The following is a 20,395-nucleotide window of genomic DNA, read 5'->3' on the forward strand; positions in this document are numbered from 1 at the left end:
TGTGTGATAGTAAATGCACCCGCAGCGTCCGGTTCATGGGTCATTTCTGAATGACTGCCACACCGTAGGATTCCATGATAATCCCATTGCCCTCGTTTTCACAGTTTCTGCTGAACAGAATCCTGCCATGCATATCGGGAATGTTTACTTGTTTCTCAGAAAGGTTGAAGGCACACTGAATAACACCCATTGGCGTATCCAAATATGTTGCAGTGACAAGTGCACCATCGATTCTAACCACAGGCCTGATTCCTTTCCCAAGTTTCATACTTCTCCGAATGGAAATCAGTTTCCGGTATTCCCCAAATATTTTCTGCCCCTTACTGGAATGAAGATCATGCCATGGGATTCTGGATTCCATAAATGCACGTGGATCTGATGGCGCAATATGATCCTCAACCCAATCAAGATAGTTGAATTCCTCTTTCCGTCCCTTGTCCACGGCACTGGCAAATGACCTGTCCGATGTGTCAATAAAGAACCAGAATGGAGAAATTGTTCCAAATTCCTCACCCATGAAGAGCATGGGGACATATGGTGAAAGTATGGCACCAGCTGCCATTGCCATGGAAGCGTCCATGCCAGCATATGATGTAGGCCTCTTGGATCCCGGCCTGTTTCCCACCTGGTCATGGTCCTGTGCAAAGACAACCAGCTGGTCATTTCTGTATCTCCTGTCCCTGTAGCCTCTGGTCCTGTGAAGAAAACAAGAATAGATACAGGAATAAACGAAACCATGACGGAATGCCTCTGCTACCTGTTCAGGCTCACCATAATCCATATAATATCCCTGCTTCTCGCCGGTGGCGAGTGCGTGCACGGAGTGATGAAAATCGTCACACCACTGTGCATCAAGACCATATCCTCCCATTTCCGGTCCCTGAATTACCCTGGGATTGTTCATGTCACTTTCCCCTATTATGACTGGTCTTTTCCCTGTGCCGGCAAAATGCTTCTTTATGGTCCTGGTAAGCTCAGCCAGGAAATGCATGGGGGAATTGTCCACTATGCCGTGAATTGCGTCTAACCTGAGACCATCGAAGCCATATACGTCCAGCCAGAAAATGGCATTCTGTATGAAGAAGGAACGAACATAGTCAGACCACTCACCATCAAAGTTCAGTGATGCGCCCCATGGTGTCATGTACCGGTTTGAGAAGAATGGTCCGAATGCTGCAAAAATGTTTCCTCTGGGCCCAATGTGGTTGTATACAACATCCAGTATTACAGAAAGATTCATGGAATGGCATCTTTCCACCAGTTCTCTCAGGTCACCGGGAGTGCCGTATGTGTTATGGACAGCATAGGGAAATACCCCGTCATAACCCCAGTTCCAGCGGCCCTCAAACTGCGAAACCGGCATGAGTTCAATTGCGCTTACACCGAGATCAGTAAGATGCTCAAGCCTTTCACCGATGCCAGCAAACGTGCCCTGGGGAGTAAACGTTCCGGTGTGCAGCTCGTAGATAATTGCAGACGGCATGTGCAGATTCACGAATTCGGTATTTCCTGGAAGTGGGTATTGAATCACCCTCGAATGGCCGAAAACTCCATTGGGCTGATACCTGGAAGCCGGATCAGGGAGTGGTGCTCCGCCATTAATGGAGATCACGTAATCAACTGTTTCGCCATTCCATGGCATATGAGCCTCCCAGATACCAAACTCGTCCTTTGATGCAATAATTCTTCGTTTCCCGGAAATGAATTCCAGTCCAGTGGCAAAGGGTGCCCATGTCCTGAAGATCACTTCCGATCCCCTTATGATTGGACCAATATCATGGTATGTAATGCTGGGAAAATTTTTCTTCCACTCACTCAAGTCCGCCCACCCTCCGCAGAATAACGGCCGGTATATTATCCACAAGGTGCCGTATTTTTAACTCCCCAGATAGGACTACAGTGCGACCCGACAGGAGATCAATATATTCTCCCTGGAATCCGGAGGGAAGAACTATGCGTGCATCTTCAAGCCTGTTTGGATCAAGTGCATTGGTTTCTGAGGTAATTTTTGAAAATAACCTGAGGCATACAACTATGATCAGTTCATTCTCACTGACCACATAATACGGAAGAATGGATTCACTGTGATCTCCCGACGCCTGTAGTGCTTCCATTTTCCCGTTGTCAATCACATGGGCAAGTTCCCTTCTGATCGTTGAAAGCACTGCAACCATCCTGGACTTCAGCCATGGGAAATCGCATTCTTCCAATGATTTCAGCGGCATTGAAGCTGTTTTTTCAAAATTTTTAACAAGTCTGTTGAAATTCACCTTTTCCCTGTTGTCCGGATCCGTGAAATGAACGTTGATGCTCTCGGTTCCCTGGAAAAGTGCAGGCACACCAGGAAGCATGAATCTAAGAACAAGCATTGAAATTGAATTATAATGCCCCAGATCCCTGCATTTCCTTGCCATTTTCGTTCCCATCTCCCAGTTTCCAGATTCCATAAGGTCCATTATGATCCTGGCAAGTTCCAGGGCATTGTTCTCATATTCCACATCCGGGTTCTTCCATGATGTTGAAAGCATGGATTCCCTCATTGCCTTGATGATCTGTGCATCCAGCTCCTTCATGTAGTCTGTGTAATAATCTGCTGATCCATAGGAAGCCAGAACAAGCTGCAGGATGTAGTAAAGGTGCTCTTCTGCCATATTGCCTATTCTGGAACGCGTATCTTCACGGGACTGAAGATCTTCCAGGATTCTGAAGAAAAGGTCAGGGTATTCTGAAATGACGAGACCTGAATTTCTCAGGTCTTCTCCAAATTTTGTATCGTGGGTTGATCCCTCATTGAGAGAAAATGGCAGGTTCTCCCTCTTCCTTATGAATTCAATGAATCCTTCCCAGTCTGGAATATCTGCCTCCGGAGTCCAGCCCACCTCATTCATGAAAATTAACGGATTGTAGGAAAAGAAAAGCCTGTCCTCAAGATTTTTTGCCATGAGGGCCCCGGAGTACTGTTGAATTCTCAAAACGGGGCGTATGCACTGGTTACACTTATGGGAAACGTGATCTGAAAGCACCCGTGCAATGGACTCGTCACTGCCACCTTCAGAGTTCAACAGGTGTTCGGAAATTTCAGTGGTATCATCGGCCGTGGAATATGTGCGGTATTTGTCAAATGATGTCAGAATGTTAACCACAGCTTCCCGTATTTCAGAATAACTGTATTCGTACCCATGTTTCAGTACAAGGGAATTATAAAGTGGCCAGGAAAGGTTGTCAACATCACCGGAAAATTCCTGCATGATGAAGTCACGCTTGTAGCTCAGTAAAACCTCAGAGATGTTGCCGTATTCAGGCAGACTGGAATGGAATCGATCCTGAAGCTTGCCATATCCTCCGTCATCTGCATACAGTGCATTGATCATCCCCAGAAAATCATAGCCTGTGGTGCCATGGATTTCGATTGATTTCGGAACTCTCTCTCCAGGAATGAGCACTTTCTCTGCCAGAATAATCTTGTCTGGCAGTTCATTCCTCAGATATCTTACATAACCTGAAGGATCGTAGAGGCCATCCAGATGATCGATCCTGATGCCTGTCACACAAGATGATCTGGAAAGTTCAATGATCTTTCTGTGTGTGAACCTGATGACATTCATGTCCTGCGATCTGACGGCAATCAGGCCATTCACGGAAAAAAAACGCCTGTAATTTATACGCTTTGATGCATACAGCCAGAACACCGGCCTCAGTGGAATATCCCTGATGATTTCTTCCAGAGTTTGAATGCTGCTGATCTCAATATCCGGAAGTGGATTGCTAATCTCCTCTGACCGGCTTTCCATACCATTCTTCTGACTGGTGTTACCGGTTATTTCCGGCATTTTTCGAAGGGGGATATCCAGGGATCCAGCATGCAGGACAGGGATTGACCCGGGCGTTATGCTTACCCTGTGCTGATTCACCAGAGAAATGAGGTTCTGAGGGAGAAATGGAAAAACTACAGAATCACTTGGAGAGAATGGATTCCTGAATGTGTCGAAAAGCCATCTGAATTTTCGCGTTCCATCAATGAAAGCTGCTTGCACATAGGGATTTTCGGGGCTGTATGCCATATGGTTTGGGACTGTATCCAGCAATATGCCGAGACCCAGAGATGAGCAGGTGGAGCAGAAATTTCTGAAGGCGCTTTCACCTCCAAGTTCAGGATTAACCTGGCCAAAATCGGTAACATCATAGCAGTGGTTGCTGCCTGATACTGCCCTCATTATGGGTGAAAGATACACATGTGATACGCCAAGGGACCTCAGGTAGGGCAGGACCTTCTCAGCTTCATCCAATGAAAAATCCCTGTTGAGCTGAATCCTGTACACAAGCCGCATATTGCTTTCCGTCACTGGATCAGCCTTCCTGAAATGCATATTTTACGGCAAATTCCAGCAGTTGCTGTATCATAGAATCTCCTGTATGACAGCAGCTGCGTCAAAGTTCAGCAGATAATTTCTGCCCGGGAGTTTCTGGGGTAGCCCGTCTACAGATGGTACATTTGTATCGGCATATATCTCCCATCCTTTTTCACTTTCTGGAAGAATGAAGTTGACCGGGCTACTTGATGAGTTGAAGATCAGCAGAAGATCCCCACCAGTGACAATATCGTCCCTGTAGGATATTTCTCTTGTCTCGCGTCCTGAAAGCCTTATCATAAGGGCGTGAAGCGATGGATCGTTCCAGATGGCGGCCGTCATGTCCCTACCCTCAGGGGTCATCCACTGTATTTCTGCCCTACCAGTTGCTGGATTTGGGGTGCTCCGAAAGAAATTTCTCCTCCTCAGCACAGGATTTGACCTCCTCAGGTGAATGAGATGGCGTGTGAATTTAAGCAGATCACTCTTCTCCCTGTCAAGATTCCAGTCATACCAGCTGATCTCGTTGTCCTGGCAGTATGCATTGTTGTTTCCTCTCTGTGTCCTACCAATCTCATCACCACCCAGCAGCATTGGTACCCCCTGCGAAACAAGCATTGTAAAGATGAAATTCTTCATTCTGCGGAACCTCCTTCCAATGATCTCAGAATTATCTGTTTCGCCCTCTGCTCCGAAATTATAGCTGTAATTCTCGTCGGTTCCGCCCTGAAAGAGCTCACCATTTGCATTGTTGTGTTTACTGTTGTATGAGACAAGATCGTACAGGGTGAATCCGTCGTGGGAAGTTACAAAGTTGATGCTTGAGTGCGGACGCCTGCCGTCCTCCTCATAAAGATCGGGCGAACCCGATATTCTGGTGGCAAATTCCGCAAGCGTTCCGTCATCGCCTCTCCACATCCTCCTGACCAGATCCCTGTATTTACCGTTCCATTCCGCCCACTTGGGAGGAAAATTGCCGACCTGATATCCGCCCGGACCAACGTCCCAGGGCTCAGCTATGAGTTTCATTGTTGAGATAACCGGGTCCTGGTGGATTGTGGCCAGAAACGGCGAAAGCATATTCACGTCGTAAAGCTCCCGAGCCAGAGTTGATGCCAGATCGAACCTGAAACCATCTACCTGCATTTCGTTAGCCCAGTACCTAAGGCTGTCCATTATGAGCTGAAGTACCTGTGGATTTCTCGCGTCAAGGCTGTTGCCTGTGCCTGTGAAGTCAGAATACAGCCTTGGATTCTCAGGGTCAAGAATATAATAAGTTGTGTTGTCAAGCCCCCTGAAACTCAAGGTTGGGCCAAGATGATTCCCCTCTGCTGTATGATTGTAAACCACGTCAAGGATAACCTCTATGCCGTTCTCGTGAAATTTCCGGACCATGTCCTTGAATTCCCGTACCTGTGTTCCGGGAGGGCCGGAAGAATAACGTATATCCGGAGCGAAAAATCCAATGGTGTTGTATCCCCAGTAATTCACGAGGCCCGAATCAACCAGCATTTTCTCATCCACATGATGGTGCACGGGAAGAAGCTCCACCGAGGTTATACCAAGATCCTTCAGGTACCTGATCATGGGCTCGGATGCAAGTCCGGAGTAAGTCCCTCTGATCTTTTCATCAACCTGAGGATTTGTGATTGTGGCTCCCCTTACATGGGTCTCATATATGATAGTCCTGTTCCAGGGGTGCCCTGGCTTTTCAACTCCACCCCAGTCGTAGCTGGAATCAACAACTATTGATTTTGGAACATATCTTGCATCTGGTGTCGTATTGATCTTAAGGTCCTTTTCCTCGGAATTTATGTCGTATGAAAAAATGCTGTCATTCCATCTCACAACACCACTCAGTGCCTTTGCATAAGGATCAATGAGAAGCTTGCTTTTATTGAACCTCTGCCCTTTCTCCGGATCATAAGATCCATCTGCTCGATAGGCATATAACTGCCCGGATTTAATGCCAGACACAAAACAGTGCCACACATGTGCATCCTGCTCCTGCAACCTTATGGTTTCTGCGGCTTCGCCATCTTCCCTGTCATAGAGTTCCAGAAAGACAGAGCTGGCATTTTCCGAATAAATGGCAAAATTCACTCCGCCATCAATGATTGTTGCACCAAGGGGGTATTCGCTCCCCCTCCTTACTCTTTCAACATTCTCCACAATATATCTACCTCATCTGCTGTACAGCAATCACCTGAAGCTGCCGCTTCCACTCAGCGTCTCAACAAGGGCGCGGGCCGGTATGATTATCCAGTCTGGCCTGTTGTTCATCTCATAGTTTGCCTCGTATACGGCTTTCTCAACCTCATAGTAGGCTGCAGTTTTCATGAAGTCCTGAAAGTCTTTGGGAACGATAGGAAGACCATTTGACTTTCTGAAATACGTTTTAAGGAAAACCTCACGCAGTTTCAGGGAAATTCTCCTTGTTTCCCTGGCCAGCGAAGTGTCAGATTTGGAGTAGAAACTTAAAGCGTAGTCTATTGAACGCGTCATGCCGGCAACATCCTTCAAGACACATCCAAGAGATAATCTTTCAGTTTCACCCCTGAGGGGTTCACCTTCGAAGTCTATAATTATTGGTCCCCGTGCTGTCCTGAGTATCTGCCCCAGATGAAGATCACCATGAAACCTGATCTTCTCTACCTCATACAGGGGTGAGAAATCAAAATTATCAACAAAATTACCGATGAGGTCATAGAAGTCAATGCTGTCATAGATCCTTCCATTGATTGACAGCGAAATTGATGTCCTGCGTATTGCTGATGCAAGATCCATGTATCTGCGTTTAATCCGGGTTATGTCACCGGCCGTGAAACGCTCGTGGCCGAATCCCGGATCATTTATGCCATAGAGTGCTCTGTGCATATCTGCAACTGTTCCGGCAAGATCAGTGACAGTAGAGATCATTTCTCCAGTATGATCCTCAACCCCAGTCTTTCCGCCATTGGTAAATCTGTCAATCATATCCCTGCTCAGTCCAAGAAAATAGTGCCAGTAATCGCCATCATTCTGGACATTCTCCTGAATTGAAGCCACTGAAAGCAGCGGGTTCGGCTCATGAACAAGCTGTGCAATTGGTCTGGGTATATTTCTAAAGTTCGTTTTTGTATAGAGCTTGACCGGAACCGTAAAGTCAGGATTATGGGGTGATATGGGCCGGCGAAACACCTTGCATATGTATCTTTCTCCCACGGTAAATGAGGAATTTGACTGCTCCACGTTAAGTGGCGTTATGACGGGATGCGCTGTCATATATGACTGGAATTCTTCTGCATATGGACCCTGAATCACAATTCGACCGTTTGAGCCAGAAACAGCGCCATCCGTAGCTAGGAGTGACATGAATGAGGATATGCTTCCGTTCTCCACTGCATCCCCAAACTGGGATGAATCGAAGGCAGATGGAGTTATTACAATGGTCGATCCGCCTGATGTTGTGCTAATGTCAACAATTACGATGGCAGATTCGCTGTCCCCTATAGTTTCCGGAACTGCATCCACAAGGCGGGCATCCACAATGGAATCAGACTTGAACGGAAACCACCTCTTGGTCTTCAGCTGTGCAAGCAGCCCAATGAGCGTAGATCTGTCAAGGACAGATGAAAGATGAACAGTATTATGCAGTGACATTTGGTGCCTCCATGATAAGCCAGAAATAGGAATGCCTGGGCATTGTGAAGAAGTATGGCAGCTCACCTATATCCGGGAACCTCACAGAACTTATTGTCTCCCGGAGATGCCATCCGTTGAATTCTGAAAGGTCAAGTCTGGTGAACCCTGGCTTCCTTCCAAGGTTGTATACGCATAGCATTCGTTGTCCCTGGTATTCCCTTATGAATGCCAGTATCTGCTTGTCCTCGGACTTGAGAAACCTTATTGATCCACGCCCCAGCACCTGCGAATTCTGCTTCCTCACGATGATCATACGCCTGAACCAGTTCAGGAAAGATGTTGGGAGCCGTGACATGGAATCCACGTTGAAGCTTTCATAATGATAATTAGGATTTGTTATTACCGGCGAGTAAAGTGCCTCGGAATCTGCCCTTGAAAAACCGGCATTCCGGTCATAAGACCACTGCATTGGTGTTCTCACCCCGTTCCTGTCCCCTAGATATACATTATCTCCCATGTTGATCTCATCACCATAATAGAATATTGGAGACCCAGGGAGGCTCATGATGAGGGCATGCAGAAGCTCAAGCACGTATCTGTCGTTGTCCACAAGCGGCGCAAGTCTTCTCCTTATTCCAAGGTTAAGCCTCATCTTTGGGAGTTTTGCATATTCCTTGAACATGAGGTCTCTTTCTTCATCCGTGACCATTTCTAAAGTGAGTTCATCATGATTTCTGAGGAAAAGCCCCCAATCACATTTCTCCGGTATGGGCAGGGTTTGCTTTATTATATTTACAATAGGGAAGGCATCCTCCTTGGCCAGTGCTATGAATACCCTGGGCATCAGTGGGAAATTGAAGTTCATGTGGAACTCATCCTGGTTTCCGAAGTAAGCCTTTGCGTCCTCGGGCCATTGATTAGCCTCTGCCAGAAGAATGCATCCAGGATATTCTCGATCTATCATCTTCCTGATTTCCTTGAAATACTGGTGAGTTTCCGGAAGATTTTCGCAACTTGTCCCCTCCCTCTCGAATAGATATGGGACAGCGTCACATCTGAACCCGTCCAGTCCTTTGTCGAGCCAGTACCTGATCACATTCATCATTTCTTTCCTTACATCGGGATTATCATAGTTGAGATCCGGCTGGTGGCTGTAGAATCTGTGCCAGTAATACTGCTTGGAAACCGGATCCCAGGCCCAGTTAGAAGTCTCAGTATCCACGAAGATGATGCGGACACCCCTGTATTTGTCAGGATCATCTGACCATACAAACCAGTCCCTTTTAGGATTGTCCCTGCTTGATCTTGCTTCCCTGAACCAATCATGCTGATCCGAGACATGGTTGAGAACAAGATCTGCAATGACCCTGATGCCTCGTGCATGGGCTTCTGAGACGAAGCGCTCGAAATCCTCCACGGTGCCGTAGTCCGGCAGAATTGAGTAGTAATCGCTTATATCATAACCGTCATCCTTCAGGGGTGATTTATAGAAGGGCAGGAGCCATACGCAGTCCATGCCTATGCTCTTGATATAATCAAGCTTCATGGTAAGCCCGTTGAAGTCCCCTATTCCATCGTCATTGGAATCGAAAAAGCTTCTCACTGGTACCTCATAGAACGAGGCATCCCTGAACCAGAGTTCGTCATCGCTTCCGAGCATTCTACCCTCTCACCAGTATGTGTGCAGGCCTGTATTCCGGCACCAGCCTGACGTAGTTATACTCATTATGCCAGCAGTATTTCTCTTCTGTGATCATGTCCTGGACATCGTATCCGGCACAGTCTGATGACCTGACCCAGTCCGGGGGTACCTGAACCATTGCGTCACAGATTTCATATGGATTTATGTTAACAACCACCATAACAGAGGGCGCTCCCGGATATTGGCGGTAATATGCAAGTATGCTGGGATTGCTGGAATTCAGGAACCTCACATTTCCATGCAGCCGGAAGTTCACAACATTCTTTCTTATGGCGTTCAGCTTTGAAATTATATCCCTTATGTTGCCGTCGGCATGCCAGTCCCTCTGTTTGATTTCATACTTCTCGGCATCCATGTACTCCTCCTTCCCCGGTATTCCCTCGTTCTCACACAGTTCATATCCGCTGTAAATGCCCCACAGCGGGGAAAGTGTTGCTGCAAGTACTGCCCGCATAATGAATGCAGGCCTACCAGCTCTCTGCAACACAAATGGCAGAATGTCCGGTGTATTCGGAAACAGCATTGGCCAGAAGAATGAGGACACCTCAGGGCTGTTTATCTCATTGAAATATTCCTTTATCTCCCAGTCAAAATTCCTCCAGGTGAAATATGTGTAGGACTGCTGGAAGCCTATTTTGGAGAGCTTATACATCACAGAGGGCTTTGTAAAGGCTTCCGCCAGGAATACCGTATCCGGGTACTTCTCCCTGATGCTCGATATCAGCCATTTCCAGAACGGAAGGGGCTTTGTATGGGGGTTGTCAACCCTGAATATTCTTATGCCCAGTGAAATCCAGTACTGGAAAATGCTCAGCATCTCCTTCCAGAGGTTCTCAGCATCATCGGTATCAAAATTCAGCGGATAGATGTCAAAATACTTCTTAGGAGGATTTTCCGCATACCTTATGCTCCCATCCGGTCGATGATAAAACCACTCGGGGTGTTCTTTCACATATGGATGGTCAGGAGAACACTGCAGAGCAATATCCATTGAAATTTTCAAGTTATACTTTCTGGCTTCAGACACCATGTCCCTGAAATCAGATAGAGTTCCAAGCGCAGGGTTGATGGATTTGTGCCCTCCCTGGCTGCCCCCAATGGCCCATGGGCTTCCCGGATCATCAGCTCCGGCTGGAATTATCCCGTTCTTACCCCTGCGATTTGTAAGCCCGATGGGATGCACCGGTGTAAGATAGATTACATCGAATCCCATCTCTGCAATATCTGGCATTCTTTTTATGACATCCCTGAATGTGCCGTGCTTGCCGGGAACTTCCGACTGAGATCTTGGGAATAGTTCATACCACGATAAGAAGTATGCATGTTCTGGAAATGCCTCCAGCTTCATGACATCTGATCTGACAAAGCCATTCCTGGGCCAGTACTTTTCCAAGATGGGATAATTATCATTTATGAGTGAGATTGTTTTGTCTGCGGATGACCCGGCAGAGAAGACTATTTTCTCAAGGACCTTCCGATCCTTTCCCCTGGCCCCGGCAATGCCGGTCTTTATATTCTCAATTCCTGCCGCTATGTCGGCCGCAACATCTTCCCCTGAAATTTTCCAGGCAGTGGTGTCGCGCAGCCAGGTTCGAAGATCATCATACCATGCTGTTATCCTGAATTTGTAAATTCCTGCCTTTGGGATCGGGAACCATCCCGTGAAGGTATCATTTGGACCAGGTGTGAGCAACTCGCTCCTCCATCTCCTGGAGCCAGGGGCAAGATAGTCAACCTGCGATGCAATTATCCTTGTGCCGTGGGCATAGGCCCTGCAGGATACCTGTTGCACCAGACCCGCCTGCGCCTTTGCAGGCGTGAGTCCATCATCTACAGTAGGCTGAATATTTTCAATGATTATTTCCTGTTCATCTCTCTTCATTCAGATCACCTGATCCACCCTTTAATATTATACAACCCAGAGGGGGCAATGTCATTTCAACAGAATTATCATACCCGTGCATGGGGACGCCCTGAGATTGAATCCTCCCGAAATTTCCAACACCGGAACCTCCGTAAATTGTTGCATCTGAATTGAGGATCTCAGTGAATTCTTTGCTAAACGGAACGCCAATTCTGTATCCGTACCTCACAACAGGCGTGAAATTGAAAATGAATACCAAATCCCCAGATCCATTGCAGGACTGCCTCATAAAAGATATGACAGAATTCTCAGTGTCCTTGAAGTCAATCCATTTGAAGCAGTCAGGCCTGAAGTCCGACTTTCCAAGGCCGTACTTGCTGTAAATTGCGTTAAGATCATGCAGAAGCTGCATGATGCCCGATTGCACCACATCGTCAGCATCAATGGGCAGGGCTGAAGCATAATCCCATTCTTTTTCCATTGCAGTCTCATTTCCCATGAATATCAGTTTCTTTCCCGGGAACGAAAGCATGTAGGAAAAAAGGAGGCGTATATTGGCATGCTTCTGCCATGAATCGCCGGGCATTTTACCGTACAGGGATCCCTTCCCATGAACCACCTCATCATGCGAAATGGGCAGTACAAATTTTTCTGAGAATGCATACCAGACGGAAAAGGTAAGATTGCCCATGCGGAATTTCCTGTACAGTGGATCTGTGGAGAAGAAATCCAGAGTGTCATGCATCCAGCCCATGTTCCACTTCATGTCGAAGCCCAAGCCGTCTGATGTGATGGGACCTGTTACATTGGGCCATGATGTTGATTCCTCAGCAATGGTCAGTGCACCTGGAAACCTTGAATGCACTGTTTCGTTGACCTTACGAAGGAATTTCAGTGCCTCGAGATTCTGGTTCCCGCCGTAGGCATTTGGAATCCATTCACCAGGTTTTCTGGAATAGTCCAGATAAAGCATGGATGAAACGGCATCAATCCTTATGCCGTCGGCATGGAACATGTCCAGCCAGTAGATTGCATTGGACACGAGAAAACTTAAGACCCCGCCACTGCCGTAATTGAATATGTATGTTCCCCAGTCCGGATGGCGCCCCTTCCTTGGATCAGGATCCTCAAAGAGGTGCGTGCCGTCAAACTCCGCAAGCCCGTAAGCGTCTTCTGGGAAGTGGGCAGGAACCCAGTCAAGTATGACACCTATGCCCCTGGAATGCATGTAATTGATGAAGAAGCGGAAATCATCAGGATCACCGTATCTTGATGTGGGGGCATAATAGTTTATGACCTGGTATCCCCATGAACCGTCAAAGGGGTGCTCCATCACGGGCAGCAGTTCAACATGGTTGAAGCCCATCCTGATCATGTGGTCTGCAATGAGTGGTGCAAGCTCCCGGTAATTGAGGTAACTACCGTCACTGGACCTTGCCCAGGATCCAAGGTGCACCTCATATATCGACAATGGACTTTGAGCTACATTAAGACCTGCACGCCTGTCCAGCCATGAACGATCCTTCCATCTGAATGCTGGACTGTGAACAATGGATGCGGTGCGTGGACGAAGTTCTGCTTTTGATGCAAATGGATCAGTCTTCTCCACAACATTGCCATTTGGTGTCTTGACGGCAAACTTATAGACCTCACCTTCTAAACATTCCGGAATGAATATCTCCCATATACCGGAATCCTTGACATTGACCATGGGGTGCTCTCCGTGGTTCCAGTGGTTAAAATTGCCTATGACTGATACTGCAATGGCGTTTGGTGCCCATACGACAAAACGTGTCCCCATGGCTTCAGGATATTTCATGGGGTGGGACCCAAAAACACGGTATGCCATGTAATCCTCGCCCTTCTTGAAAAGATAAGCATCAAGCTCGGTCAGCAGGGGAGCAAATGCGTACGGATCATGTAAGCGAGAGACATATCCGCTGCTGTCCTTCCAGCAGATAAGATACTGCCTTCCAGCCGATATGGGGATTGTGCCTGCATAAAGGCCATTGCCAGCGTTCCTGACTTCTATCCTGTGCCCGGCATATTCCATCCAGGCTTCAGTTGATCTTGGCAGGTAAAATCTCACCTCGGTGCCATCTTTTACGGGATGGGGCCCGAGAATCTTCTCTGGGTGGCTGCTGCTGAAACTTATGATCCTCTCAGCATCTTTCCCAAAGTTATTCTCTGCATGCATTCAAATTTAATAGTAGCTTTTTATATTTATACCTTGACAGTCAACAACAGGAGTTGAGGCTCCAACGAGATAGGCAGTGACATGGCATCAATGGTGTTATGCATGAGGAATTGCACTCACAACTTTCCAGAACCGGCAGTGAACTTTTTTATTCTGTTTATCCTCTTTTCGGTCATCCGGCTGATTCTCCTTGCATACCTCATCTGCTGCTTCTGTGTCATGGGACGGAGGGGTACCATCAGGGATGCTTTCTTCTCTATGGTGGACATAAATGAATCAGCACTTGCAAGATGCTGGATCACGTTCCTGTCTGCTCTGGACTGCAGAAATGATGTGAGAGACAGAATAAAAAATGGGGTCGTGACAATCATCACCAGCCCTGCAAATGAGAGAATGACTATATAGATGAAATAGGCAGACGGGATCAGAGTAACAAGGACTGATGAAATAAGCAGAATATCGACGGCGAAGAGCACGTACGCAGTCCCACCCAGAATCAGCTTCCTGGCAACGCCGTTTTTTCTGGAATAATATGCTTCAAGAAGGACTGCATCAATCTGGTATGTATCCAGCTGCTGTATTGCATCCTCCTTCAGCATGACGTGCCATTCCTTTCCGTTGGAAGTTTCTGCATATGAACGCATTATTTTCTTGTGGGAAATGTAAACGTCATGGTGACCTCCATCATCTTCGCCAATGAGGCTGTGCAGCCTTTCAGTGTATTCATGGCTCAAGTCATCCGGATTGAGAACCGCGGGCTTTCCAATCCTGTAAAGCAGATATGCAGGAACTGCCAGTATGACAGCGTCTATGGGAATGAAGAGTAACAGCCTGTTCACTGTTCCATGAGCAGAAAGAATGTAAACCGCAGATCCAATGAACGTGAATGAAAGAACCGAAGCCAGCAGGTAGATGCGGAGCCTGATGTGCTGAATTGTTTGACTGCGGCCAAACTTCAGCATGACAAAAGCCACTGCCAGGGAAAAGGGAAGAGCCAGAACAACGCCTTCTCCGGGTGTGATCCTGCCGTACTGTACCAGCTGCGGAATCAGGAAAATGGCCAGATAAATGAGCAGGAACGACAGAATTGAGACCGTAAATCGCTTTGTGGTGCTCTTCATGTTATAATATATATGAACTGCAATTATATAACAGAATCGATCCACTAACATACCATAACAGCAAATGTGATCGCAATCAAATTTCCGACATCGTTAAATCTTGTCTGAATATCTGATGATCATGAAGCCTTTCAAACTGGACCAGCTGGATATGGATATCATCGATCTTGTGGAGGAAAACTGTTCGCTGACTTACAATGAGGTTGCTGATAAAACAGGCAAAAATCTCTGGACTGTTCGTGACAGGATGATACTTCTGCGGCAGAGGGGGATCATAAAGTCATGTCGGGCAGAAATTGACTATGGAAAGCTGGGACTTGGATGCAAGGCCATGATAGGCTTCAATGTACCGCCTGAGAGAATAGATGAATTCGTGTCACTTGTCAGGAAGGAGAAGCGTATAAAGAAATTCATGATAACTACAGGTTCCCGAAGATTCCATATCCAGATGGTTGGTGAGGAGTGCGGCGAGGTGAGAAACTACGCCAGAAAAATACTCCCTGACTTTGGAATTTATGATATAGACTTCGAGGTCATACTTGATGAAATACCCTAGAACTCCATCCCATCAATCTGACTTTTCCCATTGAGAGACTGAATGTTCATGGCAATTTTACAAAATTTGCTTCAGTAATGCCCATTATACAATTTATTGCTAACATCCGTTAAGTAGGATACCCTTATTCTTCGCTTATGAGCAATGAAATGGAAGAAATAGAGAGATTTGCAAGATCCACACTTGGAGCTATGCCTGAGGTGATTAAACTTCTGGGCAACCATAACGTGGAAATGGCTAAGGAACAGTTCAGGGAAAACAATACCCTGTATCTTGGGAGGACAAAACTTCCAAAAAAAATTCTCGCACTCACGGCACTTTCAGTGTCTCTGGCCAACGGACAGTCGGATTCTGCAATGATTCACTTCAAACTGGCCCAGAAGTTTGAGGCAAGCATGCTGGAAGTTCTGGATTCAATAAAGGCAGCAAAGATGGCACTCATGTCGTCCACAATGGCACTTATGGGAACCATACAACCCATTGTTGAGAAATACACGGGACCATCTCACAAGAGTGCTGAGATCGAGAGGATACTCAATCACGTTAAGACAGAATCTGGAATGGATTTTCTTCCGGAAAATCTGAGTTCCCTGGCATCAGTGTCATTTAACCTGCTGGAGGAGCATCTCAAGGAAAAGGCAGAATTGATGTCCCCCTTCGAGGTCGAGCAGAAATACCTCTTCCTCATGGCATTTGCAGTGAGTATTTCAATCAGATATGAAGAATGTGCCCGCGTCTATCTGACACAGTTCTTCCTCAATGGCGGGAAGAAAGAGGAGATGGAGGATGCCCTCTTCCTCACCAGATTCATTACAGGAAACCGTGCGCTGACTTCTGCAATGGAGATACTCAAGTGGTAAACCCACATAGTTCATGGATCACATAAAGGAGTGATGATTTTAACATGAGGAAAAGCACGCTTAATCTATTTGGATCTGAGTGGTTTGGCATAGCAATATCGACTCTCGCACTGGCACAGGTTTATATTCTTGCTTTCGGTGAAACGGGTAGCGTTGCCTTCAGGTATGTCGCGGAGGCTTTCTCAATACTGGGAATTTCAATCTTCGTGGTCATATTCGGCATCTGGGTATATCGTGGCTTTGCCATGAAAGATCGGGTATTCTCGCACTGGAACAACCTTACCAGATTGAGTTTCACTGCACTGATTCCAATAATTGGATTCGTTAGCAATTACCAGCTCATATACTTCTTCGGCCTTTCCGGAACCACTGCAGCCCTTTCGGCAGTGGACTTCTACGCAAACTATATCCTTGCACTTGGACTGGGTGTACTATTAGGGTACAGGCTGTACACCAAGGAGATAAATCCGCGGGAAATGAACTACGCCATTGTTATACCGCCCCTTGCAATCGGCACAAGCGTGTTCCTTGCTGGATCCCTCATGAATTTCTATGGGGGAGTGGAAGCACAGACAATGTACTTCCTGGTTCTCATGGGACTTGGAATATTCTTCTTCCTGTTCATATTCATAGGATCACTGGCACTGGCAGGCCATGTCTCCACCAAGGTTCATGAGACGCTGCCTACGACAATGCTGCCCGTGGGAATATCCAGTCTCATAATCATCAACCTCTTTTCACTGGCTGGTTTCGGCAAGATAGACCAGCTGTTCATAGGAGGATCATCTGTGGAATGGCTTTCAGTGTTGCTCTGGGGTTTCGAAGTCTGGAACTTCCTGGTTGTTGTGATTTTGATTTTCACTCATCCTGCCAGAGGGACCCTTGGAGTATGGGCTTACGGATTCCCGCTGGGGCTCTTTGCTACATCAACCATAAAAATTCTCGGATTCACCCATTTCTATGCGCTTCTCTGGGCATACGTAACAATTGCCGTCATTCTCAACATACTCTGGGTTTATGCGTGGCTGAACACTGGAATGTTCCTCAAAAACATGTTCGGCAGGGAAGTTGCTGAGAAACACGCCATTCCTGGGCACAGACCGGAGGAGTAAGAGCTAGAGCAGATACAGAGAAAGAAGCGTGAAGGTCAGGACAGGCAGTGCAATTATAAATCCAACTTTCATGTAATACCCGTAACCAATTTTTATTCCATTTTTACGATCCAGTGTGTGAAGCCACAGAAGTGTTGCAAGAGACCCTATGGGAGTAAATTTTGGCCCTATGTCATTTCCTATGACGTTTGTGTAAATGAGATAATTGGCATTATGAATTGAGGAGATTGATAGTGCACCCAGCATAACGGATGGCATGTTGTTCATGCTTGAGGCCAGGAAGGCAAAAAAATACCCTGAGAATACATATGGAAGTGGGCCTGGCAATGACACAATATGCGACAGTAAAAACACCATAAGTTCAGTGAGGCCATTCAAGCCGAGCCCATAAACTACAAGATACATTCCGAATGAGAATATGACGATCTGCCATGGAGCTTCCCTGATGATCTTAACTGTATCTATATCGCCGCTTGACCTTGCTGAGATCATCACGAAAGCCGCCACAGCAACGGATATGAATGCAATGGGAACGTCATAGATTCCACCAACTGAATAGAGAATTATGAGAACTATTATGACGGGAACACTCATCTTTGCAATGAGTGGAGATCGGATTGCCTCCCGGGGATTTCCAAGAGTTTGGGTTGCATAGTGCGAAATGATTGTTTTCCGGTAGAAGATGTATAGAATGCCAAGGGATGCAGCGATGGATACAAGGTCCGGAAGTATCATCACCCTGGCATAACTCAGGAATGAAATATGGAAATAGGTGGTGCTCACTATATTCACCAGGTTGCTCACCGATAGAGGCAGTGATGCTGAATCCGCAATGAAGCCAGTGGCCATTATGAATGGGAGAATGTATTTCCTCTCCACGTTCATGTTTACAAGCATTTCGTATACTATAGGGGTGAGGATAAGGGCAGTTCCATCATTGGCAAATATTGCGGATATTCCGGACCCAAGAATTATAATAAAGAGGAACAGCAGGTTTCCATGCCCTCCTGCCATGCGTGCAATCTTAAGGGCAGCATACTTGAAGACACCCGCCTCATCCAGTGCAAGTGATATGAGAATTATTGCTATAAATGTGAAAGTTGCGTTCCATACAATGTTCCATACCGCTATGACACTGGAGAAATTTATCATGCCCAGGGCATAGCTGGCAGCCGCCCCAATCAGGGCCGAATATCCAATGCCAATGTTTTTTGGTTTCTTTATGACCAGGAGCAGTGTTATGGCGAAGATCGCAGCGGAAATATAGAAACGGAATGAAAGAATCATTGAAACAACCAGGTTAAGTTTGTAAGTTCAATTCCGTATATTAAAATATGCTAATATACATGTCTGTCCATCAGCGCAGATGCCACATTCTGGGTACTGTTGACATTCTCTACATTCTAAGGCATCTGAGGTTCCTGCCTCATTGATATTACCCGCATCACGATATCCAAAGATTTTGTTCCATCTCCCACTGTTCTTTTCAGGTAGGTTATGCGGATTAAATTTCCCATAGCCCGTGGGTATTTTCTCTTTATTGCCCTCCATCTTTATTATCCTTTAGCAATTCATCTATTCATTGAAGATCGGAGCTTCCCTGCTCATTTTATGTAAGCTTTAATTAGTATATTCGCATATACTGATGCGATATTAACATGACAGGAAAAATAGCAATAGTCATAAACTCAGGACTGGATCAGCGCGCAAAGGTAATATCCGGACTCCACGTTGCAAAGAGGATTCATGATGCAAGAAAGGAGAACGGCATAGACAGAGTCGAAGTTTTCCTCTTCACCGGGGGTGTCAGGTCGCTGGAAAAGGGACAGGACAATGGTGAGGTGCTGGATGCAATCAAGGAACTCAGGGAATCTGGTATAACACTTGAGGCCTGCTCAAACCAGGTCAAGAACTGGAACATGGAAGACATTTTCTCCAGCAACGGAATAGATCTTGAGTTCGCCAGGGATGCATTTTCACGGTATGCTGTTGAAGGATACACGGTAATATCCTTCTGACGGCATCAGGAGCAATGATGACAGAAAAGAATATTCCGGTGTTCACCGTTCTTGACACTGAATCCAGCCATGGAAGGTATTCTCAATCCACCAAGGAAATAACATTTGATGATCTGGTTAAGTTCCACGGGCATGCCTGCGATGGCCTGTATCGTGGTACATATGCACTTTCAGTCGCATTCAAAATCCTCTTTCCCAATGGCGTCATCGATCGCACTGATCTCAGGGCAATATCCCGCAACAGCCCATGCCTTGGAGATGCTGCCTCATACCTCACCGGTGCAAGGGTAAGATTCGGGACTCAGGATGTCCTGAGCGATCCTGGTGTCTGGTATATACTTCAGAAAATATCCACTGGAGAAAGCATTGAAGTCACGGAAGACAATGGGTTCTTCCCTGCTGAGATAGCCAATGCAGAAGCATCACTTATTTCTGCCTCCAGAGAAGAACTGCCGGAAAAACTGGATCGCCTGAAGTCACTGCAGGACAACTGGGTGAAAAACACGCTATTGAAAACGAGACCCGGGGACCATTATCATGCCAGGAAAATTGAATATAAATGGAGGGAAGTGCCTTATTCCAGCAAGGGAATAAGGACTGATATTATATTTAAGGACGTGATTCGGTAGCATGATGCATCCTCAGTATAGGTCTGACCTGTTAAGGATGGCGGATATACTCAAGGTACTGGGTGATCCAAACAGGCTGCACATCCTGTCACTCATAAGCCATCAGGAACTCTGCGTCTGCGAAATAACTTCCATACTCAATATATCGCAGTCAAATGCATCCCAGCACCTTGCCAGGCTGAGATCCGTTGACCTCGTAAAGGAGAGAAGAAATGCCCAGTGGATATATTATTCATTGAATCAGGATGCTTTTCCCATGATCAAGGAAATTCTGGAATCACTCCCGGATATCTCCAGTGAGTTGAAAAAGATTGAAGATCTGCCAAACCACCAGAAATGCAAAATATGATTGTAAAAAGAAAG

The 20,395-nt window shown here is 46.5% G+C and carries 15 protein-coding genes; 6 read left to right on the top strand and 9 right to left on the bottom strand.

Translation table 11 applies throughout. The features are described 5' to 3' along the window. Positions 1–40: 40 nt before the first annotated feature. From treZ to RE469_10225, 8 genes are all read right to left on the bottom strand, one after another. On the bottom strand, positions 41–1,819 hold the full coding sequence (gene treZ, locus RE469_10190; GenBank protein ID WMT44555.1) for a malto-oligosyltrehalose trehalohydrolase: 1,779 nt from the start codon (positions 1,817–1,819) through the stop codon (positions 41–43). Continuing rightward, complete coding sequence (treY, locus tag RE469_10195; GenBank protein ID WMT44556.1) at positions 1,812–4,343, bottom strand: malto-oligosyltrehalose synthase; 2,532 nt, start codon at positions 4,341–4,343, stop codon at positions 1,812–1,814. The genes treZ and treY overlap by 8 nt, the downstream gene beginning before the upstream one ends. A gap of 54 nt (positions 4,344–4,397) precedes the next feature. Next, a complete protein-coding gene (gene glgX / locus RE469_10200) occupies positions 4,398–6,521 on the bottom strand; it encodes a glycogen debranching protein GlgX (protein WMT44557.1) in 2,124 nt (707 codons plus the stop codon). A gap of 30 nt (positions 6,522–6,551) precedes the next feature. Beyond that, positions 6,552–7,991: a hypothetical protein gene (locus RE469_10205; protein ID WMT44558.1), complete on the bottom strand. Its 1,440-nt coding sequence runs from the start codon at positions 7,989–7,991 to the stop codon at positions 6,552–6,554. Further along, complete coding sequence (gene treS, locus RE469_10210) at positions 7,978–9,633, bottom strand: maltose alpha-D-glucosyltransferase (GenBank protein WMT44559.1); 1,656 nt, start codon at positions 9,631–9,633, stop codon at positions 7,978–7,980. The genes RE469_10205 and treS overlap by 14 nt, the downstream gene beginning before the upstream one ends. 1 nt (position 9,634) lies before the next feature. Beyond that, positions 9,635–11,557 carry a DUF3416 domain-containing protein gene (locus tag RE469_10215; protein ID WMT44560.1) on the bottom strand — a complete coding sequence of 641 codons (1,923 nt, stop codon included), beginning with the start codon at positions 11,555–11,557 and terminating at the stop codon, positions 9,635–9,637. After that, the gene (glgB, locus tag RE469_10220) at positions 11,544–13,736 is read right to left on the bottom strand and encodes a 1,4-alpha-glucan branching protein GlgB (protein WMT44561.1); all 2,193 of its coding nucleotides are present in this window, start codon (positions 13,734–13,736) and stop codon (positions 11,544–11,546) included. The genes RE469_10215 and glgB overlap by 14 nt, the downstream gene beginning before the upstream one ends. A gap of 116 nt (positions 13,737–13,852) precedes the next feature. After that, positions 13,853–14,857 (bottom strand): hypothetical protein, encoded by a 1,005-nt coding sequence (locus tag RE469_10225; protein WMT44562.1) that lies wholly within the window; start codon positions 14,855–14,857, stop codon positions 13,853–13,855. 121 nt (positions 14,858–14,978) lie between these two features. Here RE469_10225 and RE469_10230 point away from each other — a divergent pair, with 121 nt between their 5' ends. The 3 genes from RE469_10230 to RE469_10240 all read left to right on the top strand — a co-directional run bounded on the left by RE469_10230 (position 14,979) and on the right by RE469_10240 (position 17,385). Continuing rightward, entirely contained in the window at positions 14,979–15,413 is a 435-nt protein-coding gene (locus RE469_10230) for an Lrp/AsnC family transcriptional regulator (protein ID WMT44563.1), read from the top strand. A gap of 149 nt (positions 15,414–15,562) precedes the next feature. Continuing rightward, complete coding sequence (locus RE469_10235) at positions 15,563–16,273, top strand: hypothetical protein (GenBank protein ID WMT44564.1); 711 nt, start codon at positions 15,563–15,565, stop codon at positions 16,271–16,273. 44 nt (positions 16,274–16,317) lie between these two features. Next, complete coding sequence (locus RE469_10240; protein WMT44565.1) at positions 16,318–17,385, top strand: C4-dicarboxylate ABC transporter; 1,068 nt, start codon at positions 16,318–16,320, stop codon at positions 17,383–17,385. A gap of 3 nt (positions 17,386–17,388) precedes the next feature. Here RE469_10240 and RE469_10245 read toward each other — a convergent pair whose 3' ends face one another. After that, positions 17,389–18,672 (bottom strand): arsenic transporter, encoded by a 1,284-nt coding sequence (locus tag RE469_10245; protein ID WMT44566.1) that lies wholly within the window; start codon positions 18,670–18,672, stop codon positions 17,389–17,391. A 371-nt stretch (positions 18,673–19,043) separates the two neighbouring features. Between RE469_10245 and RE469_10250 the strand changes: the two genes are divergently transcribed. Genes RE469_10250 through RE469_10260 form a run of 3 tightly spaced genes read left to right on the top strand, consistent with a single transcriptional unit; the run spans position 19,044 to position 20,381 of the window. Next, positions 19,044–19,403, top strand: a complete 360-nt coding sequence (locus RE469_10250; GenBank protein WMT44567.1) for a DsrE family protein — start codon at positions 19,044–19,046, stop codon at positions 19,401–19,403. 14 nt (positions 19,404–19,417) lie between these two features. Continuing rightward, positions 19,418–20,032 carry a formylmethanofuran dehydrogenase subunit E family protein gene (locus RE469_10255; GenBank protein WMT44568.1) on the top strand — a complete coding sequence of 205 codons (615 nt, stop codon included), beginning with the start codon at positions 19,418–19,420 and terminating at the stop codon, positions 20,030–20,032. A gap of 1 nt (position 20,033) precedes the next feature. After that, complete coding sequence (locus RE469_10260; protein ID WMT44569.1) at positions 20,034–20,381, top strand: metalloregulator ArsR/SmtB family transcription factor; 348 nt, start codon at positions 20,034–20,036, stop codon at positions 20,379–20,381. The last annotated feature ends 14 nt before the right edge of the window (positions 20,382–20,395 follow it).

Origin of the sequence: Cuniculiplasma divulgatum, assembly GCA_031200235.1 — an archaeon.
In the GTDB taxonomy this organism is placed as follows: Archaea; Thermoplasmatota; Thermoplasmata; order Thermoplasmatales; family Thermoplasmataceae; genus UBA509.

Excerpts from the sequence above, each read along its gene's own strand:
- RE469_10235 (WMT44564.1), top strand. The coding sequence starts at position 15,563 with ATGGAAGAAATAGAGAGATTTGCAAGATCCACACTTGGAGCTATGCCT.
- RE469_10205 (WMT44558.1), bottom strand. The coding sequence starts at position 7,991 with ATGTCACTGCATAATACTGTTCATCTTTCATCTGTCCTTGACAGATCT.
- treS (WMT44559.1), bottom strand. The coding sequence starts at position 9,633 with ATGCTCGGAAGCGATGACGAACTCTGGTTCAGGGATGCCTCGTTCTAT.
- RE469_10260 (WMT44569.1), top strand. The coding sequence starts at position 20,034 with ATGATGCATCCTCAGTATAGGTCTGACCTGTTAAGGATGGCGGATATA.
- RE469_10215 (WMT44560.1), bottom strand. The coding sequence starts at position 11,557 with ATGAAGAGAGATGAACAGGAAATAATCATTGAAAATATTCAGCCTACT.
- RE469_10230 (WMT44563.1), top strand. The coding sequence starts at position 14,979 with ATGAAGCCTTTCAAACTGGACCAGCTGGATATGGATATCATCGATCTT.
- glgB (WMT44561.1), bottom strand. The coding sequence starts at position 13,736 with ATGCATGCAGAGAATAACTTTGGGAAAGATGCTGAGAGGATCATAAGT.
- RE469_10225 (WMT44562.1), bottom strand. The coding sequence starts at position 14,857 with ATGAAGAGCACCACAAAGCGATTTACGGTCTCAATTCTGTCGTTCCTG.
- RE469_10250 (WMT44567.1), top strand. The coding sequence starts at position 19,044 with ATGACAGGAAAAATAGCAATAGTCATAAACTCAGGACTGGATCAGCGC.
- RE469_10240 (WMT44565.1), top strand. The coding sequence starts at position 16,318 with ATGAGGAAAAGCACGCTTAATCTATTTGGATCTGAGTGGTTTGGCATA.
- RE469_10245 (WMT44566.1), bottom strand. The coding sequence starts at position 18,672 with ATGATTCTTTCATTCCGTTTCTATATTTCCGCTGCGATCTTCGCCATA.
- RE469_10255 (WMT44568.1), top strand. The coding sequence starts at position 19,418 with ATGATGACAGAAAAGAATATTCCGGTGTTCACCGTTCTTGACACTGAA.